Here is a 24721-nt window from a genome sequence, read left to right on the forward strand (position 1 = left end):
GCCTGAGCTTCACATCGATCCACTGTGGGAGCGAGCCTGCTCGCGATAGCGGTCTGACATTCAACATTGTGTTGTCTGGCACACCGCCATCGCGAGCCGTTTCGCTCCCCTGTTTTTATCCGCTGTACCTACGAAAAACGCCATCACTCTGGCGCCAATATTCACACTATGACCATTCGGCGCCTTCTGGTGTCGATTGGCCTGCATCTCGTACTTTTCTTCTATTCTCTGCTCAAGGACAAGGACAGTAATCACTGGATCGAAACAGCCTTCCGATGGGGGCTGAATACCGGATCGACCGAGGGTCGCCGCCATGTCGCGCAACCTCTGCCTCACTCGTCAATGCCTGGGTCTTGTGACCCGTATCGAATGTGCCATCAAGCCGCTGGCCGGGGATACGGGAATGTGGACCTTGCTCTTCGCCGCCGGAATGGCTGGCGAGCAACCTTCAGCCATCAAAGCCCAAGGCCCGTTCCATGGTCCTTTCGCGGCTGAATCCATCCTCGACACGATTGTTGAAAGCCTGACGCTGCATGGCTATGAACTGGCCAATGATCCGCAGATCTGGTGCCTGCATCTGCAAGCCCAGTTGCGGGAAATCAATGGCGGTCGTTGCCGGAACGTCGGTGGCTTCGAGTTTCGCCCCGAACACTGACCCCGGTTATTGGGGTAGTTTGGTCAAGTCGGCCTTGTCGAGCCTGACCTCGAAACCGTAGGGCACGGTGGCGAGGTCAGTTCGCTGATAGGTCTCCAGGCGCGTCGGTTGCCCGTAGAAGTAATGCACGGCAAACAGCGCTGGCCCTTCTGTGCTCGCGACGTGATTGACCGCGAGAATTTCCTTGAGGTAATGCCCGCTGTCATCCTTGGCGAAGAAGCGCCAGTCCTGCTCGGGAAACAGCTTCAGGTCCACCACCAACGTGTTGCCTTTAAGCTCGAGCCCTTTGGGTAATTGATGGGCATCGAGGGTCTTTTTATCGACTGTCGCCAGAAACAACGGTATGGAGCCCACCACATAGGCCGGCGTTTCCGGAAACAGGTTCAGGTCGTAGGTGATGCTGCCGCGCAAGGGGTCGACCTCATACGCCTCTGGTGGCAATTCAATGGGTTCGTCACGTTTGCCGCGGCTGTCCTCGGTGAAGAAAGTGACCGGGCTTTCGCCGGGGTTGAATGACGTCCCAAGCAACTCATCATTGAAGCTTCGCAGGTGATTGAACTCGATGCGTGCGGCACTGGGGTCTTCGACCGATTGGCTGATGTTCACGCCTTTTTTCAGTTGGTCTTCCGTCAATGCCGCGCCCCTTAGCCAGCTCGGAGCCTGATCGTCATACACCACCACGGGCAGGTTCAGCGGCTGGATGGTTTTCTCCGTGGTGATGCGGTCGAAGCGGCGTACCGGCAGGTTCAATTCCTTGCTGGTCACCGTGGCGGTCGAGAAATCCAGCAGGCTGACTTCGAGGGTTTCGATGGGGCCGTTGAAATACACCTTCGCGTAACGATGGCTCTGTTGTTTCTCGAAGTTGCGTTGCTCGTCATCAAGCTGTTTTTCCAGCACTTCGCTCCAGGCTTTCTGTTGCTGCATCTTCGCCAACTGTTGTTGGTAAAAGACGATTTGTGCAGCAGTTTCGTTGATCGATCCTGAGCGCGAGAGAAATTGCCCGGTGGCGTCTCTGGCCTGGACGATCAGCGGGTTCAGTTGGGCTTCCCCGGTCTCGGCGGCTTGTGGCGCACTGTTGCTGAACTCGACTTCGGCGTAGTTGGTACCCAGCTTGATCAGCGTGACACTGAGATTGTCATTGGTGCGGGTCTGGCCCACGTCCTTTTTCGTCAGGTCGAAGCTATAGAGGCGACCTGGCGCGATGACCTCAACCGTGCCCTGCAGGCTCACCGGTTGCGGCTGACTCTTGATGTCGGCGTCAAGCCCGTCGATGAAGGGGTAGGCTACAGTCAGGTCATCAGGATCAGTCAGGTTTGAACTCGACGGGCTCAACTGGATGCCCGGATCGGTTTCCGACCATTCCGGCTGAAAGGCAATCACACGTTTGTTGCTCAGGGTGACCGACTGCCATTCCAGCCCGTGGGGAAAGAGGAAGGCCGCCGGAATACTGAAGTTGAAGGGAAACACCGGCTGCAGGTCGGTCAGGTAGTCGGAACTGGAGTCCCTAAGCAGCACGAACAGGCCGTTGATGTAGGTGTCGACCAGCGCTTGTGGCGTGGGGTAGTGCTTGAGCACGGCGAGCACGTCTTCGCCGTATTCGGTTTCCAGCGGTTTGCTGTCGAGTTTCAGTTGCGCTCGCTCGAGTAACAGCAGCGAACCGCCGAGCTCGGCCACGGCATTCTTGAGTTTGGGATCCTCGATTGCGTCCAGCGACTTTTCGAACTGCGCGGTTTTTTCCTCGAGGCTGACCTGGCGTTTTTCTTCACTGGGCGAGCACGCGCTCAGCAGCACAGCCAGGCAAACTCCGGCACTCGTCAGGGGTAATCGCACATCCATTTCCAGTCTTCCTGTCCGATGTCACGGCAATGTCAATGGTTTGGACACTAGCAGAAAAACTTTGACATACACGCGCAGGTGGCGGATTTCCGGACGGTTTCTGCGTGTAACGGGCGGCTGTTATACTCACGGCCATTTTCAGACCACCTGTGAGATTCAATGGAACGCTTTATCGAAAACGCAATGTACGCCTCCCGCTGGCTGCTGGCGCCGATCTACTTCGGCTTGTCCCTAGGGTTGTTGGCGCTGGCGCTAAAATTTTTCCAGGAAGTTTTCCACGTCATTCCCAATGTTTTCTCGATGGCTGAATCGGACCTGATCCTGGTCTTGCTGTCGCTGATCGACATGGCGCTGGTGGGCGGCTTGCTGGTGATGGTGATGATTTCCGGTTACGAAAACTTCGTATCGCAGCTGGACATCGACGACAGCAAGGAAAAACTCAACTGGCTGGGGACCATGGACTCTTCTTCGTTGAAGATGAAAGTGGCCGCGTCCATCGTGGCCATTTCGTCCATCCATCTGTTGCGCATCTTCATGGATGCGAAAAATGTCGATCCCGAGCATTTGAAGTGGTACGTGATCATCCACATGACGTTCGTGGTGTCAGCGTTTGCCATGGGTTACCTGGATAAGGTGACCAAGCACTGATCCGGACGAGCTCCCTTGTGGCGAGGGAGCTTGCTCCTGCGGGATTGTGAAGCAATCCCGCTTTTTGGCGGCGCTGCGCAGCCTTACGCGAGCAAGCTCGCCACGAACTCCCGCGATAACAGACAAACGGTCCATCCAGTGGCTTGTGCTTTGATGCGCCGAGGCCTATGCCTGTAAGGGTCGTGGCTCGCCAATGCGTGAGGTGTGTTTCATGAACCTGCAAGAGTTGAATGCTTATGCCGTCGCCGGGAAGGTCGATGAGCTGAATCTGATCTCGATGGAGGGTGGCATCTATCTGCTGGAGGCGCGGATGCATGGCGCGGCGTATCCGTTGAGCGATACCCGCGGACAAATGATGCACCTGCGATCGGTGGAACATGCCCGTGATGTGCTGCGTTCCATTCCCAAGTTGAACTTCAACCTCGTACACACTTTGGTGCATGACGAGATGTGCGGGCTCGGTGGCATTGAAGAAAGCCTGAAGGTGCCGATCGAGCAGCGCTCCACGCGACAGGGCTGACACCCCTGATCAACGCGATGGCATCTGTGCTAGTCTGCTGGCCCTTTTGGTTCCGGGCGCTCCGGGACGCGCTGTGCACGCACGGCAAGTTCCCGGGCCGTCCGCACAGCGGAGCAGTGTCATGTCCGAAGTAAATCTGTCCACCGACGAAACGCGCGTCAGCTACGGTATCGGCCGTCAGCTGGGTGACCAGCTGCGCGACAACCCGCCACCGGGCGTTAGCCTGGACGCCATCCTGGCTGGCCTGACCGACGCGTTCGCCGGTCTGCCAAGCCGTGTCGGCCAGGAAGAGATGTCCGCCAGCTTCAAAGTGATCCGTGAAATCATGCAAGCCGAAGCTGCAGCCAAGGCTGAAGCGGCTGCTGGCGAAGGCTTGGCCTTCCTGGCTGAAAACGCCAAGCGTGATGGCATCACCACCTTGGCTTCCGGCCTGCAGTTCGAAGTACTGACTGCCGGCGAAGGCGCTAAGCCATCCCGTGAAGACACCGTGCGTACCCACTACCACGGCACCCTGATCGACGGCACTGTGTTCGACAGCTCCTACGAGCGTGGCCAGCCTGCAGAATTCCCGGTTGGCGGCGTGATCGCAGGCTGGACCGAAGCCCTGCAACTGATGAATGCCGGCAGCAAATGGCGCCTGTACGTGCCGAGCGAACTGGCTTACGGCGCTCAAGGCGTTGGCAGCATCCCGCCGCACAGCGTTCTGGTATTCGACGTCGAGCTGCTTGACGTTCTGTAATACCTTGTCCGATATGACATCGGGCTGATGTGGGAGCGAGCCTGCTCGCGATATCGATGTGTCAGTCAGCAGCAATGTCGACTATCAGATCGCAATCGCCAGCAGGCTGGCTCCCACCGTTTTTTTCGCTGCTTCATATTTCGATCTTGTGTGTCAGCTCATTCGACGGGCGCAATGCCCGGGCGTAGCAGAACAGAAACAGGTTTCGCACCACTTCCTTAAGCACCACAGGTTCGCTCGAGTTCAAGCCATTGAGGTCCAGGTCGCCCTGATCCTGCAGTTCGCTCAAGGCCTCCTCTTCCAGTACGGCACAGACTTCCCCGGTTTCCCGATGAAGGATCCTGAGGTAAGGGTGCGGGCGGTCCAGCCAGGCATCGATCAAATAAGTCATGGGTTCTCATTTCCATTGATGGGTTTCAATGAGAATAATTCCTATTCAATAAATAGCAAGGGCCTATTCGCAGGTCAGGCTTTTTTCTGGGTAAAGATTGAGTAAGGTCAAAACGGCTGGTTGTTGGCTATCGTGAGGATCTGCGGGGTGAAACGGGGGAGGGCGAAGCACCATCCCACGCAGGGCGCGGGATGGTATACAGCAGGCTCAGACTTTTCTGACGAACTCGGATTTGAGCTTCATCGGGCCGATGCCGTCGATCTTGCAGTCGATGTCGTGATCGCCATCGCACAGGCGGATGTTCTTGACCTTGGTGCCGACCTTGACCACCAGGGACGTGCCCTTGACCTTGAGGTCCTTGATCACGGTGATGGTGTCGCCGTCCTGCAGCACGTTGCCGACCGAGTCCTTTTTCACCGCGTCATCGGACACGGTCTCGGATTCGCCACCGACCGACCATTCGTGGGCGCACTCAGGGCAGATCAGCTGGGCGCCGTCTTCGTAGGTGTATTCGGAATTGCATTTCGGGCAGGGTGGCAACGTGCTCACTAAGGCTCCTTGGATTCAGGATCGCTAAAAAGCGCACATTGTATAGGGTTTTAGCTGGGAGAGGGCGCAGCGCAGAAAAACCTGCGGGAGCGAGTTTGCTCGCGATGGGCGTCCTGTCAGTCAACAATAATGTTGAATGTCAGTGCCTAATCGCGAACAAGCTCGCTCCCACAGGGTTTTGCAATGCATTTAGTGTGTACGGGCGACCGAGAACTCGCTCAGCTCAACCAGCGCATCGCGATATTCGCTCGGCGGCAACGCGTCGAGGCATTTGATCGCGCGGGCGACGTAATCGCGAGCCAGTTGCGCGGTGTACTCCAGCGAGCCCGAGGCTTCCACGGCGGCGCGGATACTCTCCAGGTCTTCGATGCCGCCTTTCTGGATCGCCTGGCGCACCAGGGCGGCCTGTTCCGGCGTGCCCTCGCGCATGGTGTAGATCAGCGGCAGGGTTGGCTTGCCTTCGGCCAGATCGTCACCGACGTTCTTGCCCAGGGTTTGCGCGTCGCCTTTATAATCGAGCAGGTCGTCGACCAGTTGGAACGCCACACCCAGATGATCGCCGAACATGCGCAGTGCTTCGCTCTGTTCGGGCGTTGCACCGGCCAGGGCCGCGGCGCTGTGGGTCGAAGCTTCGAAGAGCATCGCGGTTTTGCCGCGGATGACTTCCATGTAGGTTTCTTCGGTGGTGCTGGCGTCGCGAACCTTCGACAGCTGCAACACTTCGCCTTCGGCGATGATGCGCGTGGCTTGCGAAAGGATCTTCATCACGGGCATGGAGCCCAGCTCGACCATCATTTCGAAGGAGCGCGAATACAGGAAGTCGCCCACCAGAACGCTCGGTGCATTGCCCCACATGGCGTTGGCGGTCGAGCGGCCACGGCGCATGCCGGACATGTCGACCACATCGTCATGCAGCAGGGTGGCGGTGTGCAGGAATTCGATGGTTGCGGCCAACAGTCGCAGGTCATCGCCTTCACGTCCCAGGGCCTTGCCGGACAGCAGCACCAATAAAGGACGCAGGCGTTTACCGCCGGCCGAGGTAATGTAATCGCCGATTTTCGATACCAGCGGCACTCGGGAAGTCAGCTGCTTCTTGATGATGCCGTCGACGGCGCTAAAATCGTCCGCCACCGCGCGGTAGAAAGCTTGGGGTTGCATCAGCGACAGTCGCTCCAGAAGGGTTGCGCGGCATGCTAGGACCCACGTCCGGGCCTGTCAAGGCGCGATAGACGGCCTATTGCAAGGCGCTCGTGCCTTGCGTACAATCGCGCACCCTGAACTTCCTGGGCAGCACCTGCCTTACGCAATTGCAAGCGGGCCTTCCAGCCCCATGCAGCCATGCCAGCCAATACCTCTTCTTATAAAGAGCTGGGTGAGCAGGATTATCGGAGAAATACCATGTCTTATGCAGTAATCGTTACTGGCGGCAAGCAGTACAAAGTCGCCCCAGGTGAATACCTGAAGATCGAAAAACTGGAAATCGCTACCGGCGAATCCGTTACCTTTGATCGCGTTCTGTTGGTTGCCAACGGCGACGACGTGAATATCGGTGCTCCAGTTGTTGCTGGTGCTACCGTTGTGGCTGAAGTGATCTCCCAAGGTCGTCACGATAAAGTCCGCATCATCAAGTTCCGTCGTCGTAAGCACCACATGAAGCGTATGGGCCACCGCCAGTGGTACACCGAGATCAAAATCACCGGTATTCAGGCTTAATTTCAGCCTAATTCCTCACTAGGAGAATTGAACTCATGGCACACAAAAAAGCTGGTGGTAGTACCCGTAACGGTCGCGACTCAGAAGCCAAACGCCTTGGCGTGAAGATGTATGGCGGCCAGGCTATTAAAGCAGGCAACATCATCGTGCGTCAGCGCGGCACCCAATTCCACGCTGGCTACGGCGTTGGCATGGGTAAAGATCACACTCTCTTCGCTAAAGTCGAAGGCGTGATCAAGTTCGAAGTAAAAGGCGCCTTCGGTCGTCGTTACGTGAGCGTAGTCGCCGCTTAATTGCGCGATCGCTGGAAAAGCCCTGTCTCGCGACGGGGCTTTTTCGTTTGTGGGGTGAGTCTCTTGCAAAGCTGTTTGTATGGGCTGTCGGCGTACGATGTAGATGTCGTGGTTTGGGGTCGCTGCGCTCATTTTTGCAAGAGTCTTATGTCTTGATTGTTTTTCGGCTCGTCCGTATGGCGAGAGGCGTTTGTTATGAAGTTTGTTGATGAAGTATCGATTCGCGTAAAGGCTGGTGATGGCGGCAATGGCGCCATGAGTTTCCGTCGGGAAAAATTCATCGAGAACGGTGGCCCGAACGGCGGTGATGGCGGTGACGGCGGTTCCATCTACATGATGGCCGACGAAAACCTCAACACCCTGGTCGATTACCGTTACACCCGGCACTTCGATGCCGAGCGTGGCTCCAACGGCGGCAGCACTGACTGCACCGGCAAGAAGGGCGAGGACCTGATCCTGCGTGTACCCGTGGGTACCACGGTGATCGACTCGGCCACGCAAGAAGTGATCGGCGACCTGACCAAGGCTGGCCAGAAATTGATGGTGGTGCAGGGCGGTTGGCATGGTCTGGGCAACACCCGTTTCAAATCCAGTACCAACCGTGCGCCGCGCCAGACCACGCCAGGCAAGCCGGGTGAGCAGCGCGACCTGAAGCTGGAAATGAAAGTACTGGCTGACGTGGGTCTGCTGGGTTTGCCGAACGCCGGTAAAAGTACCTTTATCCGTTCGGTATCGGCCGCCAAGCCGAAAGTCGCCGATTACCCGTTCACCACGCTGGTGCCGAACCTGGGTGTGGTCAGCGTCGATCGCTGGAAAAGCTTCGTAGTCGCGGACATCCCGGGTCTGATCGAAGGCGCTTCTGATGGCGCGGGCCTGGGGATTCGCTTCCTCAAACACTTGTCGCGTACTCGTCTGCTGCTGCACCTCGTCGACATGGCGCCGCTGGATGAAACCAGTGCCCCGGACGCCGCTGAAGTCATCGTCAACGAGCTGACCAAGTTCAGTCCGTCATTGGCTGAGCGCGATCGTTGGTTGATCCTGAACAAGTGTGACCAGATCCTCGACGAAGAGCATGATGCGCGCGTCAAAGAGATCGTTGATCGTCTGGAGTGGACTGGTCCGGTGTACGTGATCTCGGCCATCGCCAAGCAGAACACCGAGCGTCTGTGTCACGACATCATGCGTTACCTGGAAGATCGTGCTGACCGCCTGGCCAACGACCCGGCCTACAAGGAAGAGCTGGCCGATCTCGATCAGCGCATCGAAGATGAAGCCCGTGCCCAGTTGCAGGCGCTGGACGATCAGCGTGCCCTGCGTCGCAGTGGCGTGAAGTCGGTCCACGACATCGGCGACGATGATTGGGACGAAGAAGATGTGGATGATGAAGACGGTCCGGAAATCATTTACGTGCGTGACTGATTCGTTGCGATAAACTTAAGCGCCGCTCAATCGAGCGGCGTTTTAGTATCCGGAAATCGATCGTTGGTCACGAATAACCACGAATAACGTCATGGGCAGTGCCAGGTCGCACTGTTCCTCAAGCTAAGGTTGAAGATGATGCGGAGCAAGGTGACAGGTGCGCAGCGTTGGGTCGTGAAGATCGGCAGCGCTTTGCTGACGGCGGACGGCAAAGGCCTGGATCGCGCAGCAATGAGTGTCTGGGTAGAGCAGATGGTGGCCCTGCATGAGGCGGGCGTCGAGCTGGTGCTGGTGTCCTCCGGGGCGGTGGCGGCCGGTATGAGCCGTTTGGGCTGGACCTCGCGACCCAGTGCAATGCACGAACTTCAGGCTGCTGCTGCCATCGGTCAGATGGGGCTCGTGCAGGCCTGGGAGTCGAGCTTTGCCGAACATGGTCGGCACACGGCGCAGATTCTCCTGACCCACGACGACCTCTCTGACCGCAAGCGCTACCTGAACGCCCGTAGCACCTTGCGTGCGCTGGTCGAGCTGAAGGTTATTCCGGTGATCAATGAGAACGACACCGTGGTCACCGATGAAATTCGTTTCGGCGACAACGACACCCTGGCGGCGCTGGTGGCCAACCTGGTCGAGGCGGACTTGCTGGTGATCCTGACGGATCGTGATGGCATGTTCGATGCCGATCCACGCAACAACCCCGATGCGCAGCTGATTTACGAAGCGCGCGCCGATGATCCGGCGCTCGATGCGGTGGCGGGTGGCACCGGTGGTGCGCTGGGTCGTGGCGGCATGCAGACCAAGCTGCGCGCTGCGCGTCTGGCGGCGCGTTCCGGTGCTCATACCATCATCGTCGGTGGGCGTCTTGAGCGTGTCCTGGACCGCCTCAAGGCGGGCGAGCGCATCGGCACCTTGCTCTCGCCTGAGCGCGGCATGCTGGCGGCGCGCAAGCAGTGGCTGGCGGGGCATCTGCAAACCCGCGGCACCCTGGTGCTCGATGCGGGCGCTGTGACGGCGCTGTCGCAAGGCAACAAGAGTTTGTTGCCGGTTGGGGTCAAGCTGGTCCAGGGCAGTTTCCGTCGTGGCGAAATGGTGGTGTGCGTGGCGCCGGACGGTCGTGAGATTGCCCGTGGCCTGGCGAACTACAGCGCGCTGGAGGCACAAAAAATCATCGGTCAGTCATCTGATGCGATTGTCGGTTTGTTGGGTTACATGGCGGAGCCAGAACTGGTTCACCGCGATAACCTGATTCTGGTTTGAAGGAATATCTGAATGCGTTTGGCGAAAGGATTACTGGGGCTGCTGTTGGCGATGCCGCTGTTGGCTTCGGCTGAAGAAATTGGTCAGGTCTCGACGGTGTTCAAATTTGTCGGGCCGAATGACCGGATCGTGGTCGAAGCGTTTGATGACCCGAAGGTCGACGGTGTGACGTGCTACCTGTCGCGCGCCAAGACCGGTGGTGTGAAGGGCGGTCTGGGTCTGGCCGAGGATCGCGCCGAAGCCTCCATTGCTTGTCGTCAGGTCGGGCCGATCAGCTTCAAGGGTGAGCTGAAGGATGGTGATGAGGTGTTCAAGGAGCGCACGTCGCTGGTGTTCAAGACCATGCAGGTGGTGCGTTTCCTCGACAAGAAGCGCAATACGCTGGTGTATCTGGTCTACAGCGATCGCTTGATCGAAGGCAGCCCGCAGAATGCCGTAACGGCGATTCCGATCTTGCCGTGGGCAAGCGCCCAATAATCTGACGCCATTCAAGCTGTGGGAGCGAGCCTGCTCGCGAAAGTGGTGTAACAGTCAACGATAATGTTGAATGTAGCGACCTCTTCGCGAGCAGGCTCGCTCCCACAGTTTTTTGCGTCGAATTCACTAAATCGCAGGCAATAAAAAACCGACCCTGAGGTCGGTTTTTTAATGAACGGGTCGCTTAGGCAGCAGCGGCAACGTTCAGGGCCTTAACGTGGCCATTCAGGCGGCTCTTATGACGAGCAGCCTTGTTCTTGTGGATGATGCCTTTATCGGCCATACGGTCGATAACTGGCACAGCCAGAACGTAAGCAGCTTGAGCTTTTTCAGCGTCTTTTGCGTCGATGGCCTTAACTACATTCTTGATGTAGGTACGAACCATGGAACGCAGGCTGGCGTTGTGGCTGCGACGCTTCTCAGCCTGTTTTGCACGTTTTTTGGCGGAAGGTGAGTTGGCCACCGTCGAGCTCCTCGAAAGACTTTTTAGGAAATAGCAAACAAAATAGGCCGCGAATCATGCCGATGAGTTGAAGTCTTGTCAAGGGCGGAGGAAACGTTCCGCTAAGTGGTCGGTCCCGACCCCATGAAAACTACTGCGCTCGACAATACTGCGTTGAAAACAGCCTCGAAATGCTCATTGACGTTCGTCAACTCCGCTTTCTCGCCTGTTTTCGCCTTGTCTTGCCTTCGCTCGTCACGTTTTCATGAGGTCGGTGGCACAGAATATTTCTTTCCGGCGTGTGACCTGTAAACTCGCGAGCTTTGGCTCTGTGCTGTTGCGGCGCGGAGTATCGCATAAGTGGGCGCTTTATTCGCCTGCTGTTTATCGACAGGCACAAACTCTTTCAATGAATCTGCTCAAATCGTTGGCCGCCGTCAGCTCTATCACGATGCTTTCCCGGGTTCTGGGGTTCGTTCGTGACACCCTCATTGCGCGCACATTTGGCGCGGGAATGGCGACCGACGCCTTCTTTATCGCCTTCAAATTGCCCAATCTGTTGCGGCGAATTTTTGCCGAAGGGGCATTTTCCCAGGCTTTCGTGCCGATTCTCGCCGAATACAAAAGTCAGCAGGGCGATGAGGCGACGCGGACATTCGTTGCTTACGTTTCGGGTCTGTTGACGTTGGTGCTGGCACTGGTCACGGCGTTGGGCATGCTTGCCGCACCCTGGGTCATCTGGGTCACCGCACCGGGTTTCACCGATACCCCGGAAAAATTCGAGCTCACGACCGACCTGTTGCGGGTGACCTTTCCCTACATATTGCTGATTTCCCTGTCTTCGCTGGCAGGTGCGATTCTCAACACCTGGAACCGTTTTTCGGTGCCGGCGTTCGTGCCAACGCTGCTCAACGTCAGCATGATTATTTTTGCGCTGTTCCTGACGCCGTACTTCGATCCGCCCGTGATGGCGCTCGGTTGGGCGGTCCTGGTGGGTGGCCTGGCGCAATTGCTTTATCAGCTGCCGCACCTGAAAAAGATCGGCATGCTGGTGCTGCCGCGCCTGAACCTGCGCGATTCCGGTGTCTGGCGGGTGATGAAGCAGATGCTGCCGGCGATTCTCGGGGTGTCGGTGAGCCAGATCTCGCTGATCATCAACACAATCTTCGCGTCGTTCCTGGTCGCCGGTTCCGTGTCCTGGATGTACTACGCCGACCGTTTGATGGAGCTGCCATCCGGTGTGCTGGGTGTGGCATTGGGCACTATCCTGCTGCCAACCCTGGCCAAGACCTATGCCAGCAAGGATCGACAGGAATATTCGCGCATCCTCGACTGGGGGTTGCGGCTGTGTTTCGTGCTGGTGTTGCCGTGTGCCCTGGCGCTGGCGATCCTGGCCGAGCCGCTGACGGTTTCGCTGTTCCAGTACGGCCAGTTCGATGCCCATGACGCGGCCATGACCCAGCGCGCGTTGATTGCCTATTCCGTCGGATTGCTCGGGATTATCGTGATCAAAGTGTTGGCGCCGGGCTTTTATGCGCAACAAAACATCCGTACGCCGGTAAAAATCGCAATGTTCACACTGGTCGTCACGCAGCTGTTCAACCTGGTGCTGATCGGTCCGCTGGCTCACGCGGGCCTGGCGCTCGCCATCAGCGCCGGCGCTTGCCTCAATGCCGGGCTGCTCTTCTACCAGTTACGTAAACAGCAGATGTATCAGCCGCAACCGGGCTGGGCCAAGTTCGGCTTGAAGTTGGTGATTGCGGTAGCGGTGATGTCTGGCGTGCTGCTGGCCGGGATGCATTTCATGCCGGCCTGGGGCGAGGGCCAGATGCTTGAGCGTTTCCTGCGGCTGGGCGGCTTGGTGGTTGCCGGTGTGGTGGCGTATTTCGGCATGTTAATGTTGATGGGCTTCCGCCTGCGCGACTTCAATCGCAAGGCGTTGGGCTGAGGTTAAAACCTCGATAAAGACGGGCGAGCCGGCATTTTTGTCGGCTCGATTACTTTGGGATACGGTGTTGCCTGTCGTCGGCCGCCGGGTGTGGTTATAATCGACCACTTTATGAGCAAGAAGCGCGTTATGCAGCTGGTTCGAGGCCTCCACAATCTGCGCCCCCAGCATCGGGGCTGTGTCGCCACTATTGGCAACTTTGACGGTGTACACCGTGGCCACCAGGCTATCCTGGCGCGTTTGCGTGAGCGTGCGCTGGCGTTGGGCGTGCCCAGCTGCGTGGTGATTTTCGAGCCGCAGCCGCGAGAGTTTTTCGCGCCGGACACCGCCCCGGCCCGTCTGGCCCGTCTGCGTGACAAGCTGCAGCTGCTGGCCGCCGAAGGCGTCGACCGGGTCTTGTGCCTGGCGTTCAATCATCGCCTGAGCAAGCTCAGCGCCAGCGAGTTCGTCGCTACCATTCTGGTGGACGGCCTTGGCGTGCAGCACCTTGAAGTCGGTGACGACTTCCGCTTCGGTTGTGACCGGGTAGGGGATTTCGATTTTCTGCAGCAGGCCGGCGTTATGCAGGGCTTTACCGTTGAAGCGGCGCAGACCGTCGAGCTTGATGGCATTCGCGTCAGCAGCACCCAGGTGCGTAACGCCCTGGCGGCTGCCGATTTTGGCCTCGCCGAACGGTTGCTCGGTCGTCCATACCGGATTGCCGGTCGCGTGCTGCACGGTCAGAAGCTGGCGCGTCAGTTGGGTACACCCACTGCCAATATTCAACTCAAGCGCCGTCGCGTGCCGTTCACCGGGGTTTACCTGGTCAGTGTCGACCTCGACGGCAAGACCTGGCCGGGTGTCGCCAATATCGGCGTGCGGCCCACGGTCCAAGGGGATGGCAAAGCCCATCTCGAAGTCCATCTTTTAGATTTTGCCGGCGATCTGTATGACCGGCGTATGACGGTGGTTTTCCACCAAAAGCTGCGTGAAGAGCAGCGTTTCGCCTCTCTGGAGGCGCTTAAGACGGCGATCAATGCGGATGTCGCCGCCGCCCGTGCCCTGTCGCACCTAGCGCCAATCGCTAATGAAGAGCCTTAAATGACCGACTATAAAGCCACGCTAAACCTTCCGGACACCGCCTTCCCAATGAAGGCCGGCCTGCCACAACGCGAACCGCAGATTCTGCAGCGCTGGGACAGTATTGGCCTGTACGGAAAGTTGCGCGAGATTGGCAAGGATCGTCCGAAGTTCGTCCTGCACGACGGCCCTCCGTACGCCAACGGCACGATCCACATCGGTCACGCACTGAACAAGATTCTCAAGGACATGATCATTCGCTCGAAGACCCTGTCGGGCTTCGACGCGCCTTATGTTCCGGGCTGGGACTGCCACGGTCTGCCGATCGAGCACAAAGTCGAAGTGACCCACGGCAAGAACCTGGGCGCGGACAAGACCCGCGAACTGTGCCGTGCCTACGCCACCGAGCAGATCGAAGGGCAGAAGTCCGAATTCATCCGTCTGGGCGTACTGGGCGACTTCGCCAACCCGTACAAGACCATGGACTTCAAGAACGAGGCCGGTGAAATCCGTGCCTTGGCTGAAATCGTAAAAGGCGGTTTCGTGTTCAAGGGCCTCAAGCCTGTCAACTGGTGCTTCGACTGCGGTTCGGCCCTGGCCGAAGCCGAAGTCGAGTACGAGAACAAGAAGTCCTCGACCATCGACGTGGCGTTCCCGATTGCTGACGAAGCCCAATTGGCTGCCGCGTTCGGTCTGCCATCGCTGGCCAAGCCTGCTTCGATCGTGATCTGGACCACCACCCCGTGGACCATCCCGGCCAACCAGGCGCTGAACGTCCACCCGGAATTCAACTACGCCCTGGTCGATGTCGGCGACAAGCTGCTGGTGCTGGCCGAAGAGCTGGTCGAGTCGTGCCTGGCGCGCTACTCGCTGCAAGGTTCGGTCATCGCGACCACCACCGGTAAAGCGCTGGAACTGATCAACTTCCGTCACCCGTTCTACGATCGCCTGTCGCCAGTCTACCTGGCCGACTACGTTGAACTGGGCGCAGGCACTGGTGTGGTTCACTCCGCGCCGGCCTACGGTGTGGACGACTTCGTGACCTGTAAGAAATACGGCATGGTCAACGACGACATCCTCAATCCGGTTCAAAGCAACGGTGTTTACGCGACCTCGCTGGAATTCTTCGGCGGCCAGTTCATCTGGAAGGCCAACCCGGCCATCGTCGACAAACTGACCGAAGTCGGTGCGCTGCTGCACACCACCGTCATCGAACACAGCTACATGCACTGCTGGCGCCACAAGACCCCGCTGATCTACCGCGCCACCGCGCAGTGGTTCATCGGCATGGACAAGCAGCCGACCACTGGCGACACCCTGCGCGTACGCTCGCTCAAGGCCATCGAGGACACCCAGTTCGTTCCGGCCTGGGGCCAGGCGCGCCTGCACTCGATGATCGCCAACCGTCCGGACTGGTGCATTTCCCGTCAGCGCAACTGGGGCGTGCCGATCCCGTTCTTCCTGAACAAGGAAAGCGGCGAGCTGCACCCACGGACCGTCGAACTGATGGAAGAAGTCGCCAAGCGCGTCGAAGTCGAGGGCATCGAAGCCTGGTTCAAGCTGGATGCCGCCGAGCTGTTGGGCGCTGAGGCTCCGCAGTACGACAAGATCAGCGACACCCTCGACGTCTGGTTCGACTCGGGCACCACGCACTGGCACGTGCTGCGCGGTTCTCACCCGATGGGCCACGAAACCGGTCCACGCGCCGACCTGTACCTGGAAGGTTCGGACCAACACCGTGGCTGGTTCCACTCGTCGCTGTTGACCGGTTGCGCCATCGACAACCACGCGCCGTACCGCGAGCTGCTGACCCACGGTTTCACCGTCGACGAGTCCGGGCGCAAGATGTCCAAGTCCCTGGGCAACGTGATTGCACCGCAAAAGGTCAACGACACCCTGGGCGCCGACATCATGCGTCTGTGGGTGGCATCGACCGATTATTCCGGTGAAATGGCGGTGTCTGAGCAGATCCTGCAACGCAGTGCGGACGCCTACCGGCGTATCCGTAACACCGCGCGCTTCCTGCTTTCCAACCTGACCGGTTTCAACCCGGCCACCGACCTGCTGCCGGCTGAAGAAATGCTCGCACTGGACCGTTGGGCGGTGGACCGTACCCTGCTGCTGCAGCGCGAACTGCAAGAGCACTACGGCGAATACCGTTTCTGGAACGTTTACTCGAAGATTCACAACTTCTGCGTGCAGGAACTGGGCGGTTTCTACCTCGACATCATCAAGGATCGCCAGTACACCACCGGTGCCGACAGCAAGGCCCGTCGCTCGTGCCAGACCGCGCTGTTCCACATCAGCGAAGCGCTGGTGCGCTGGATCGCGCCGATCCTGGCGTTCACCGCCGACGAGCTGTGGCAGTACCTGCCGGGCGAGCGTAACGAGTCCGTCATGCTCAACACCTGGTATGAAGGCCTGACCGAACTGCCGGAAGGCTTTGAGTTGGGTCGCGCCTACTGGGATCGCATCATGGACGTGAAGGTGGCGGTCAACAAAGAGATGGAAATCCAGCGTGCGGCCAAGGCTGTCGGTGGCAACCTGCAAGCCGAAGTGACGCTGTTCGCCGAAGACGCCTTGAGCGCCGATCTGGCCAAGCTGAGCAACGAGCTGCGCTTTGTACTGATCACCTCGACCGCCAGCGTTGCGCCCTTCGTACAGGCGCCTGCCGACGCAGTCGTGACTGAAGTCAGCGGCCTGAAGCTGAAGATCGTCAAGTCGGCCTTCGCCAAGTGCGCCCGTTGCTGGCACTGCCGTGAAGACGTCGGCGTGAACCCGGAGCATCCGGAAATCTGCGGCCGTTGCGTCGACAACATCAGCGGCGCCGGCGAGGTTCGTCACTATGCCTAATGCCGCAGGTCGCTTCGGGCGACTGGGCTGGCTCTGGTTGAGTTTGCTGGTCCTGGTCATCGACCAGGCCAGCAAGTTCTACTTCGAGGGCAAGCTTGAGATGTATCAGCAGATCGTGATCATCCCCGATTACTTCAGCTGGACCCTGGCCTACAACACTGGCGCGGCGTTCAGCTTCCTGGCTGACAGCTCCGGCTGGCAGCGCTGGTTGTTTGCCCTCATCGCGATTGTGGTCAGTGCGGTGCTGGTGGTGTGGCTCAAGCGTCTGGGGCGCAACGAAACCTGGCTGGCGGTTGCGCTGGCACTGGTGCTCGGTGGCGCGCTGGGCAACCTGTATGACCGCATTGCCCTGGGCCATGTGATCGACTTCATTCTGGTGCACTGGCAGAACCGCTGGTATTTCCCGGCGTTCAACTTTGCTGACAGTGCAATCACTGTCGGCGCCGTGATGCTGGCACTGGATATGTTCAAAAGTAAAAAGACCGGAGAAACCGTTCATGACTGAACAGGTATTGGCTGAGCAACGCATCGGCCAGAACACGGAAGTCACCTTGCATTTCGCATTGCGCCTGGAGAACGGCGACACGGTGGACAGCACCTTCGACAAAGCCCCGGCGACCTTCAAGGTCGGCGACGGCAACCTGTTGCCAGGTTTCGAAGCGGCGCTGTTCGGTTTCAAGGCGGGCGACAAGCGTACCCTGAGCATTGAGCCGGAAAACGCTTTCGGCCAGCCAAACCCGCAAAACGTGCAGATCATCCCGCGTTCGCAGTTTCAGGACATGGACCTGTCGCCGGGCTTGCTGGTGATCTTCAACGATGCGGCCAATACTGAGTTGCCGGGTGTGGTCAAAGAGTTCGATGACGCGCAAGTGACCATCGACTTCAACCACCCGCTGGCTGGCAAGACGCTGACCTTTGACGTGGAAATCATTTCCGTCAAAGCGTTGTAACTGATCGGACACGGTCAAACATGTGGGGGCGAGCCTGCTCGCGAAGGCTGACTGACATTCAACGTTGATGTCGTCTGACACACCGCTTTCGCGAGCAGGCTCGCTCCCACAGCAGGTTTCCATAGTTTTCGCTATTTCTTGCGCGCAAGACACGAGGCACAGCATGCAAATCAAACTCGCCAACCCCCGTGGCTTCTGCGCCGGCGTGGACCGGGCGATCGAAATCGTCAACCGCGCCCTGGAAGTTTTCGGGCCGCCGATTTACGTGCGCCACGAAGTGGTCCACAACAAATTCGTCGTCGAAGACCTGCGCAACCGCGGGGCGATTTTCGTCGAGGAGCTGGATCAGGTTCCGGACGACGTGATCGTGATCTTCAGTGCCCACGGTGTTTCCCAAGCCGTGCGTACCGAAGCGGCCGGCCGTGGCCTGAAAGTGTTCGACGCCACGTGCCCGCTGGTGACCAAGGTGCACATCGAAGTCGCCCGTTACAGCCGCGAGGGTCGCGAGTGCGTCCTCATCGGCCACGCCGGACACCCTGAAGTCGAAGGCACCATGGGCCAGTACGATGCCAGCAATGGTGGCGCGATCTACCTCGTCGAAGACGAGAAAGACGTTGCCGAACTGCAAGTGAACAACCCCGAAAAACTGGCGTTCGTGACCCAGACCACCTTGTCCATGGACGATACCAGTCGCGTCATCGACGCCCTGCGTACGCGTTTCCCGGCCATCGGTGGCCCACGCAAGGACGACATCTGCTACGCCACTCAAAACCGTCAGGACGCCGTCAAGCAACTGGCTGACGAGTGCGATGTGGTGTTGGTGGTCGGCAGTCCGAACAGCTCGAACTCCAATCGCCTGCGTGAACTCGCCGAGCGTATGTCCACTCCGGCCTATTTGATTGATGGCGCCGAAGACCTGCAAAAAAGCTGGTTCGACGGTGTCGAGCGCATCGGCATTACCGCTGGCGCCTCTGCGCCGGAAGTGCTGGTGCGGGGTGTGATCCAGCAGTTGCAGGCCTGGGGCGCTACCGGTGCCGATGAACTCGCCGGTCGTGAGGAGAACATCACATTCTCCATGCCTAAAGAACTGCGCGTGCGCTCCCTGCTTTAAGCGTTTTCCCCTCTGCGCATAACGCTTGCTCAGCCTTCACGCTGCGCAGGCTGACGCGACCGGTCGGCGCCAGCACTACCTGGTACTGGCTCACCGGCTCGCGAGCGGCGCAAACATGTAATGTTCCTGCCTGAAATTCCCCCCTCGCGAATTGCGGCTCACCCAGACTGCTGAAACGCACGAAGGTGCTGACCGGTCGATTGCCGACGATCGGCACCCGCGTACCGCTTTGACGCTCCGCCAGCAGCGGATTGCCGGGGTCTTTCTGCCCCTTGCCACTGATATCCACAATGATTCGCCAGCCCTGGCCCCAGTCGCCGTTGATGGCGTGGATCATCACGCTCTGATGGCGCGCGATGGCCTCGGTTCTGGCGGTGCGGATACCACTGTAAAGCGACTCTGCAGCTTGCTCGCGAAGGTTCGATTGGGTGACTGCGGCGAACGCCGGGCTGACCAAATGCAGAACAATCCCGACAATCGTCAGTCCCATAAGCAGTTCAACCACGCTGAAACCTTGCTGACGCATGACATCTTCCTCCCTGGAGTGGTGTGGTCCGCGCAGTCCGTGCACGGCCTATGGCAAATCAACCGCGCTGGGGCGGCTGAATGTTCTAGCGTGTAACTGCAGGTATAGCCGACGGCAACGGAGGGCACTGATGGAACATCGTTCAAAAGGTTTCACGCTGGTCGAGTTGCTGATCGCGCTGGGGATCTTTCTGGTGTTGATCACCCTGGCCGTTCCGGCATTTACCCGTTCGGCTCAAACGACCAGGGCCGACACGGAAATCGGCGACCTGCAACGCGGTCTTAATTTCGCCCGGCTGGAGGCCATTGACCGGGGCGTGACGACACGGCTTCGGCCCACAGCGGGCGGCAGCGTCTGGACCGGGGAATTGGCGGTTTATGACAGTACTGGCACTTCGGCCAATGTATTGCGGGTTGTTCCAGCGATGAGCAGCGGAGCGACACTGACGCTAACCTCAGGAGTGACCGCCATCGATTTCAACAATCTCGGCGGGCTGTCGTCATCGTCTACGGCGGTGGTGATCAGCTATGTACTGGGGGCGCAAAGCAGGACGCTGAATGTGTGTTTGAACGGACGAATTCTATTGGGTGGAAGTTGCGGATGAGGCAAGGGCGCAAGCATGCACAGGACGGCATGACGTTGATCGAAGTTCTGGTGGCGTTGTTGATTCTGAGCGTAGGGCTGCTGGGCGCGGCTGCCTTTCAATTGAATGCGCTGAAATACACCGACAGTGCGCGCATGACCAGTCAGGCCAGCTTCATCGCCTACGACATGATGGACCGCATCCGCGCCAATTCAGCCGCCGACTACACCGTGACACCGCCGACTTCCGGCAACCTCAATGTAGCCCGGGATCAGGACCTCTACGACTTCAACAGCAATATCGTCAATTTCGGTGGTCCCACCGCCACGGGCAGCATTGCGCTCAATCAGAGGGTGTATACGATCACCATCACCTGGGACGACTCCCGGGCTGCCAACAGCGCCAATTCGCGTCGAAGCTTCGTCCTCACGAGCCGTGCCACCGTCGACCCGGTATCGACGCCATGAACCGCCGGCAAAGTGGCTTCGGCCTGATCGAATTGCTGATCGCCCTGGCCTTGAGCCTGGTGGTGGTGCTGGGCGTTGTGCAGGTGTTCATTGCCTCGAAAAACACCTACGTCAGCCAGAACGCCGCCGCTGCGATGCAGGAAGACGCGCGTTTCGTGCTGAGTAAAATGATTCAGGAAATTCGCATGGTGGGCATGTTCGGTTGTCTGGGGACGATTACCGACGCCAGTTCGGCAGGTGAATTCAGCGGAGCTCAAATTACCCCCATCAGTTGGGATAACGCCAATCTCAAGCTGACCTTGGTGACGGCGGATGTCGGCAGCAGCGGCGGGACGCCGACCTGGACGGTGATATCGGATTGTCGAAACACTGCGACGGCCTATAGCGACTCGCGCACGCCGGCCTCGGGGCAACTGGCATTCCCGATCCGACGGTTGATCTACAGCTTGAAGAATGGCCAGTTGACGATGGGTGTCGGCAGAGGCACACCGGCCCAGCAGGTGCTGGTGGATAACGTCAGTGCCTTCAATGTGAGTTTCGGCCTCGCCAGTTCCGCGGCCGATTCGTCGGCCTCCAGTTACAGCAGCAACCCGTCTGACCCCGCGCGCATTCGTAGCGTGCGATTGAGCCTGACCCTCACCGACCCTAAAAACCGGGTCAGCAATCAAACCTTCAACGTGGTTGCCGCGCTGCGCAACCGCCTGCCATGAGCGGAGGACCGATGAGTTTTTCTGCGATCACTTTTCGCGGCCAGCGTGGCATGGCGTTGCTGGTCAGCCTGGTGTTTCTTTTGCTGTTGACGCTGATTGGCCTTTCATCGATGCAGAACGCCACGCTGCAGGAAAAAATGGCCGGCAGTGTGAGTTTGCGCAATCAATCGTTCCAGAGCGCCGAGGCGGCGTTGCGTGTCGGTGAAAGCGCAGTACAACTCGATAGCTACGCCTTGGCTGTCTGCAACGGCACCAGCCAATGTGCGCCGCCGGCGGAGTCTTCGACCGTCAAGGCGGCCGGTTTCAACTCCACTTCAGGTGTGACGTGGATCGCTTCGGGCAATGGCTTTTATGGGGTGCAGAACATTGGCACCACCCTCACGGCCGTGAACGTGCCGAGCAACACGTCGGCGACGTTGTACCGGGTGACCGCCGTGGGCATCGCGGGTAGTTCGCGCAGTGTGGTGGAGAGTATTTATGCGAAGTACTGATCGGCGCGCGGAGCTGTGGCGAATGCTGTGTGGGGTTGCTCTGGGGTTGTATCTGGCGGTGCCGGTCTATGCCTTCACGCCTTCCGAGTCGCCATTATTGAGCGCCGCAGCGGTCGCGCCGAATGTGATGTTGATGATCGACAATTCGGGGAGCATGAACAACATCATCTGGGCGCCGGGCTTCGATCCCACGGCCAGTCGTGCGCAGATTGCGATGTGCAACTCCAACCTGTCATGCATCGGTGGTCAGAATCTCGATATGAGTGACACCAACATCGCCCTGTCGAGCCTGAACCGGGGCGGGTGTTCGACCAACGGCAATTGGTACGGTTTCTATCGCGGATTTCTCGGGTTGACGCGGATCTGCCTGAAACTGCCCGACCCGGTGGGCAATGAAAACACCCGCTACACGGCGAACTATCTGGCGTATCTGTTGGGGCTGGCCAACGGTTCAAATCGCGATTTCACCTCGGGCGCCAATGCCATTCCCGATGAGTACCGGATCAGCGTTGCACAGGACGTCTCCAAGAATCTGGTCACCAGCAATCGCTCGTTGCGTATCGGTCTGGCGACGTTCAATCCCCCCGTCAGCAATAACCCAGGCAACGGCGGCTACATTGCCCGGGCGGTCAGTGATCTGTCGGTGGACGCCAACTACAACGCGCTGATTTCTTCGATCAATGGCCTGAGCGCCGTCGCCAACACGCCATTGGCGGAAACCTACTACGAAGTGACCCGTTACATGCGTGGGATGGCGCCTTACTACAACTCGTCGCCCGCCACCTATACCAGTCCGATTCAGTATCGTTGTCAGAAAAATTACGGTGTAGTGATCACCGATGGTTTACCCACGTTCGACCGGACCCTCCCGGGCAATGATCCCCAGGCTGTCACCAAAGGAGGTCCTCGACTTCCCAATTGGGACAGTGTCAACAACGATGGAGATGCTCCGGAAACCGGGGATGAAGAAGGCGACGCTCTTTACCTCGACGACATCGCCAAATTCGCCTTTGACATCGACATGCGTTCCACCGGGACCGACCTGGCGGGTAAAAGCTGGGACGCCAGCGATTTCCCCAAGCAGAACATGAACACCTACACCGTCGGTTTTACTGCGGCGAACCAGATGCTGTCGGATGCCGCCAGCTACGGTCAGGGCAAGTACTATCAGGCGACGGACAGCGCCGGCTTGAACGCCGCGCTGTCTAACGCTCTGAGTGATATCACCTCCAAGGCCGGTTCCGGCGGCAGCGGCACCACCAGCGGGACGACTCTCGCCAGCGGCACAAGCTACTTCCAGACCAGCTACGACCCCAAGGACTGGCGCGGCACAATCAAGGCCTACGGCTTTACCGCCAGTGGCGCGGTCAATACCAGTGCAGTGCTGTGGACGACTGACACAGCCATCGTGCCCGCAGCCACAGCACCGGTCTATCAGTCCTGGAACAGTCAAACCAACACGGCCGTGACGTTAGCCTACGCCAACTTTTCCACAACCCAGCAAACCACCCTCAATCAGGGCCTGCCCACCGGCATCACCGGCAGTGATCTGGTGGAGTGGAGCAAAGGCATCAACAAGACCGGACTCAAAGTGCGCAGTGTTCTGTTGGGAGACATCATCAACTCACCGTTGGCCCTGGCGTCACCAACGGATAAAACCGCTTCCGATCTTTCCGGCGACAACACCTACAGCACTTACCTGGCCAGCAAAGCGGCCAACATGAATGCCAGCCTGGTGGTCAACGCCAACGACGGTTTTGTAAACGTCATCAACTCCGCCAACGGCGCTCGACGTTACGCCTATATGCCGTCGAGTGTGTTGCCATCGTTGCGGTACATCGCCGATACCACCTACATCAACGGCGTCAGCCACAAGTTCCTGGTGGACGGTCAGGTGGGGGTGTTCGATGCCCAACTCAACAGTGCCTGGAAAACCCTCGCGCTGGGCGGCACCGGGGCGGGAGGGCGGACTTTCTATGCGCTGCAATTGTTCGATGCATCGGCGGGTAACGTGACCAAGGCGTTATGGGAGATCAGCGCGCCTGCCACCGCCAACACGGCGAATGCATTTAATGATCTGGGTTATGCCTACGCCCGTCCGGAAGTGGCACGCTTGGCTGACGGGCGATGGGCTGCGTTCATTTCCAACGGCTACGGCAGCAACTCCGGGGTCGCGGCGTTGTACGTGGTCGATGTTCGCGACGGTTCGCTGATCAGGAAAATCGTCATCGACAACACCGAAACCACCAACGGGTTGTCCTCGGTGAAGCTCAAGGTCAACTCGCAGAACGTCGTGCAGGCCGCGTATGGCGGAGATTTGAAGGGGCGGCTGTGGAAGTTTGATTTGAGCGGTACGAGCACGGATGCCTGGGGCGTGGCGTTTTCCGGCAAACCGTTGTTCACCACTGCTGGCGGCGCAACCCAGCCCATCACGGCGCAGCCATTGCTGGCCGATAACTCGCTGGGGGGCAAAGTGGTATTTTTCGGCACCGGCAAATTCAACGAAACGGCGGACAAGACCAACAAGGATTTACAGGCGTTCTACGCGGTGTGGGACGCGGATGGCGGTTCCGGGCAGATCACTACCTCGAGCCTGCAGTTGCAGGCGGTGACGGGTGTGTTTTCGGGGAGCTCAGGCCAATTCATCACCACCAGCCAGAACGAGGTGACTTATCCGGCGGAAAAAGGCTGGTATTTGCCGCTGGTGTACAACAGCGCACTGACCGGCGAGCGGGTGATCAATCAGGCCAGCCTGATCCTTGGGCGAATCGTCTTTACCACGGCCAGCGTCGACACCACTGATCCCTGTGCCAGCTTCGGCACCGGCAAACTGGTCGAGCTCGATGCGTTCAGCGGTAAGATGCTCAACTACGCCGTGCTCGACACCAATGGCGATGGCCTGGTCGACAGCAACGATACGGTGTCCAGCGGTGTAATTTTCACCGGTGGCAATCCGACCTTGAACGCCATCGTCAATGGCGGGACCCGCAAGGTCGTGAACGATTCCAGTGGCGGCATCACCACACTGGTGGAAAAATCCGGTGGCGGCAGCCGTCGCATCATGTGGCGACAAATACAGTAAGT

27 protein-coding genes are annotated in these 24721 nt (G+C 58.8%); 20 read left to right on the top strand and 7 right to left on the bottom strand.

Annotated features, from left to right (window positions below):
* Positions 1-60: 60 nt before the first annotated feature.
* Positions 61-315: a hypothetical protein gene (locus BVK86_RS21690; RefSeq protein WP_075948381.1), complete on the bottom strand. Its 255-nt coding sequence runs from the start codon at positions 313-315 to the stop codon at positions 61-63.
* Between BVK86_RS21690 and BVK86_RS21695 the strand changes: the two genes are divergently transcribed.
* Positions 314-655, top strand: coding sequence for a PA4575 family protein (locus tag BVK86_RS21695; RefSeq protein ID WP_075948382.1), 342 nt, complete (start codon positions 314-316; stop codon positions 653-655). The two genes, BVK86_RS21690 and BVK86_RS21695, sit on opposite strands and share 2 nt — an antisense overlap.
* Before the next feature lie 6 nt (positions 656-661).
* Here the strand turns inward: BVK86_RS21695 and BVK86_RS21700 are convergent, their stop codons facing one another.
* Positions 662-2491: a hypothetical protein gene (locus BVK86_RS21700; protein WP_075948383.1), complete on the bottom strand. Its 1830-nt coding sequence runs from the start codon at positions 2489-2491 to the stop codon at positions 662-664.
* A 159-nt stretch (positions 2492-2650) separates the two neighbouring features.
* Here BVK86_RS21700 and BVK86_RS21705 point away from each other — a divergent pair, with 159 nt between their 5' ends.
* The 3 genes from BVK86_RS21705 to bamJ all read left to right on the top strand — a co-directional run bounded on the left by BVK86_RS21705 (position 2651) and on the right by bamJ (position 4398).
* The gene (locus BVK86_RS21705; RefSeq protein WP_075948384.1) at positions 2651-3139 is read left to right on the top strand and encodes a TIGR00645 family protein; all 489 of its coding nucleotides are present in this window, start codon (positions 2651-2653) and stop codon (positions 3137-3139) included.
* A 211-nt stretch (positions 3140-3350) separates the two neighbouring features.
* Complete coding sequence (locus BVK86_RS21710; protein ID WP_075948386.1) at positions 3351-3659, top strand: DUF6482 family protein; 309 nt, start codon at positions 3351-3353, stop codon at positions 3657-3659.
* Between the two features lie 121 nt (positions 3660-3780).
* Positions 3781-4398, top strand: a complete 618-nt coding sequence (gene bamJ, locus BVK86_RS21715; protein ID WP_056855672.1) for a BamJ family beta-barrel-assembly machinery protein — start codon at positions 3781-3783, stop codon at positions 4396-4398.
* Positions 4399-4531: 133 nt separating this feature from the next.
* On the opposite strand, the gene BVK86_RS21720 is transcribed toward bamJ, so the two are convergent.
* The 3 genes from BVK86_RS21720 to BVK86_RS21730 all read right to left on the bottom strand — a co-directional run bounded on the left by BVK86_RS21720 (position 4532) and on the right by BVK86_RS21730 (position 6496).
* Entirely contained in the window at positions 4532-4789 is a 258-nt protein-coding gene (locus BVK86_RS21720; protein WP_075948388.1) for a PA4570 family protein, read from the bottom strand.
* A gap of 207 nt (positions 4790-4996) precedes the next feature.
* The gene (locus BVK86_RS21725; protein ID WP_075948390.1) at positions 4997-5338 is read right to left on the bottom strand and encodes a zinc ribbon domain-containing protein YjdM; all 342 of its coding nucleotides are present in this window, start codon (positions 5336-5338) and stop codon (positions 4997-4999) included.
* 189 nt (positions 5339-5527) lie between these two features.
* A complete protein-coding gene (locus tag BVK86_RS21730; protein WP_075948391.1) occupies positions 5528-6496 on the bottom strand; it encodes a polyprenyl synthetase family protein in 969 nt (322 codons plus the stop codon).
* Between the two features lie 240 nt (positions 6497-6736).
* Between BVK86_RS21730 and rplU the strand changes: the two genes are divergently transcribed.
* The 5 genes from rplU (at position 6737) to BVK86_RS21755 (ending at position 10497) form a co-directional block, all read left to right on the top strand.
* Positions 6737-7051: a 50S ribosomal protein L21 gene (gene rplU / locus BVK86_RS21735; protein WP_003176051.1), complete on the top strand. Its 315-nt coding sequence runs from the start codon at positions 6737-6739 to the stop codon at positions 7049-7051.
* Between the two features lie 35 nt (positions 7052-7086).
* Complete coding sequence (rpmA, locus tag BVK86_RS21740) at positions 7087-7344, top strand: 50S ribosomal protein L27 (protein WP_003281574.1); 258 nt, start codon at positions 7087-7089, stop codon at positions 7342-7344.
* 195 nt (positions 7345-7539) lie between these two features.
* Positions 7540-8763 (top strand): Obg family GTPase CgtA, encoded by a 1224-nt coding sequence (gene cgtA, locus BVK86_RS21745; protein WP_075948392.1) that lies wholly within the window; start codon positions 7540-7542, stop codon positions 8761-8763.
* Between the two features lie 138 nt (positions 8764-8901).
* Positions 8902-10020: a glutamate 5-kinase gene (gene proB / locus BVK86_RS21750; RefSeq protein ID WP_075948393.1), complete on the top strand. Its 1119-nt coding sequence runs from the start codon at positions 8902-8904 to the stop codon at positions 10018-10020.
* Between the two features lie 12 nt (positions 10021-10032).
* Entirely contained in the window at positions 10033-10497 is a 465-nt protein-coding gene (locus tag BVK86_RS21755; RefSeq protein ID WP_075948395.1) for a CreA family protein, read from the top strand.
* A gap of 184 nt (positions 10498-10681) precedes the next feature.
* On the opposite strand, the gene rpsT is transcribed toward BVK86_RS21755, so the two are convergent.
* On the bottom strand, positions 10682-10960 hold the full coding sequence (gene rpsT, locus BVK86_RS21760) for a 30S ribosomal protein S20 (protein WP_020798646.1): 279 nt from the start codon (positions 10958-10960) through the stop codon (positions 10682-10684).
* A gap of 388 nt (positions 10961-11348) precedes the next feature.
* Here rpsT and murJ point away from each other — a divergent pair, with 388 nt between their 5' ends.
* The 6 genes from murJ to ispH all read left to right on the top strand — a co-directional run bounded on the left by murJ (position 11349) and on the right by ispH (position 18860).
* Positions 11349-12887 (top strand): murein biosynthesis integral membrane protein MurJ, encoded by a 1539-nt coding sequence (murJ, locus tag BVK86_RS21770; protein WP_075948397.1) that lies wholly within the window; start codon positions 11349-11351, stop codon positions 12885-12887.
* Between the two features lie 129 nt (positions 12888-13016).
* Positions 13017-13967: a bifunctional riboflavin kinase/FAD synthetase gene (gene ribF / locus BVK86_RS21775; protein ID WP_075948398.1), complete on the top strand. Its 951-nt coding sequence runs from the start codon at positions 13017-13019 to the stop codon at positions 13965-13967.
* Complete coding sequence (ileS, locus tag BVK86_RS21780; RefSeq protein ID WP_075948399.1) at positions 13968-16799, top strand: isoleucine--tRNA ligase; 2832 nt, start codon at positions 13968-13970, stop codon at positions 16797-16799.
* The gene (lspA, locus tag BVK86_RS21785) at positions 16792-17304 is read left to right on the top strand and encodes a signal peptidase II (RefSeq protein WP_075948400.1); all 513 of its coding nucleotides are present in this window, start codon (positions 16792-16794) and stop codon (positions 17302-17304) included. The genes ileS and lspA overlap by 8 nt, the downstream gene beginning before the upstream one ends.
* 7 nt (positions 17305-17311) lie before the next feature.
* Positions 17312-17749, top strand: coding sequence for an FKBP-type peptidyl-prolyl cis-trans isomerase (gene fkpB / locus BVK86_RS21790; protein ID WP_172668667.1), 438 nt, complete (start codon positions 17312-17314; stop codon positions 17747-17749).
* Between the two features lie 163 nt (positions 17750-17912).
* The gene (gene ispH / locus BVK86_RS21795) at positions 17913-18860 is read left to right on the top strand and encodes a 4-hydroxy-3-methylbut-2-enyl diphosphate reductase (protein WP_075948401.1); all 948 of its coding nucleotides are present in this window, start codon (positions 17913-17915) and stop codon (positions 18858-18860) included.
* On the opposite strand, the gene BVK86_RS21800 is transcribed toward ispH, so the two are convergent.
* Complete coding sequence (locus tag BVK86_RS21800; protein ID WP_075948402.1) at positions 18829-19386, bottom strand: GspH/FimT family pseudopilin; 558 nt, start codon at positions 19384-19386, stop codon at positions 18829-18831. The two genes, ispH and BVK86_RS21800, sit on opposite strands and share 32 nt — an antisense overlap.
* 130 nt (positions 19387-19516) lie before the next feature.
* Here BVK86_RS21800 and BVK86_RS21805 point away from each other — a divergent pair, with 130 nt between their 5' ends.
* From BVK86_RS21805 to BVK86_RS21825, 5 genes are read left to right on the top strand one after another with little or no spacing between them, the layout of a single operon-like run.
* On the top strand, positions 19517-19990 hold the full coding sequence (locus tag BVK86_RS21805) for a GspH/FimT family pseudopilin (RefSeq protein WP_075948403.1): 474 nt from the start codon (positions 19517-19519) through the stop codon (positions 19988-19990).
* The gene (gene pilV, locus BVK86_RS21810; RefSeq protein ID WP_075948404.1) at positions 19987-20436 is read left to right on the top strand and encodes a type IV pilus modification protein PilV; all 450 of its coding nucleotides are present in this window, start codon (positions 19987-19989) and stop codon (positions 20434-20436) included. The genes BVK86_RS21805 and pilV overlap by 4 nt, the downstream gene beginning before the upstream one ends.
* A complete protein-coding gene (locus BVK86_RS21815; RefSeq protein WP_075948405.1) occupies positions 20433-21146 on the top strand; it encodes a prepilin-type N-terminal cleavage/methylation domain-containing protein in 714 nt (237 codons plus the stop codon). The genes pilV and BVK86_RS21815 overlap by 4 nt, the downstream gene beginning before the upstream one ends.
* An 11-nt stretch (positions 21147-21157) precedes the next feature.
* Positions 21158-21637: a pilus assembly PilX family protein gene (locus BVK86_RS21820; protein ID WP_075948406.1), complete on the top strand. Its 480-nt coding sequence runs from the start codon at positions 21158-21160 to the stop codon at positions 21635-21637.
* Positions 21624-24719 (top strand): pilus assembly protein, encoded by a 3096-nt coding sequence (locus BVK86_RS21825; RefSeq protein ID WP_075948407.1) that lies wholly within the window; start codon positions 21624-21626, stop codon positions 24717-24719. Before BVK86_RS21820 ends, BVK86_RS21825 begins: the two co-directional genes overlap by 14 nt.
* Positions 24720-24721 lie beyond the last annotated feature (2 nt).

The sequence above is a fragment of the Pseudomonas reinekei genome (assembly GCF_001945365.1).
GTDB lineage: Bacteria > Pseudomonadota > Gammaproteobacteria > Pseudomonadales > Pseudomonadaceae > Aquipseudomonas > Aquipseudomonas reinekei.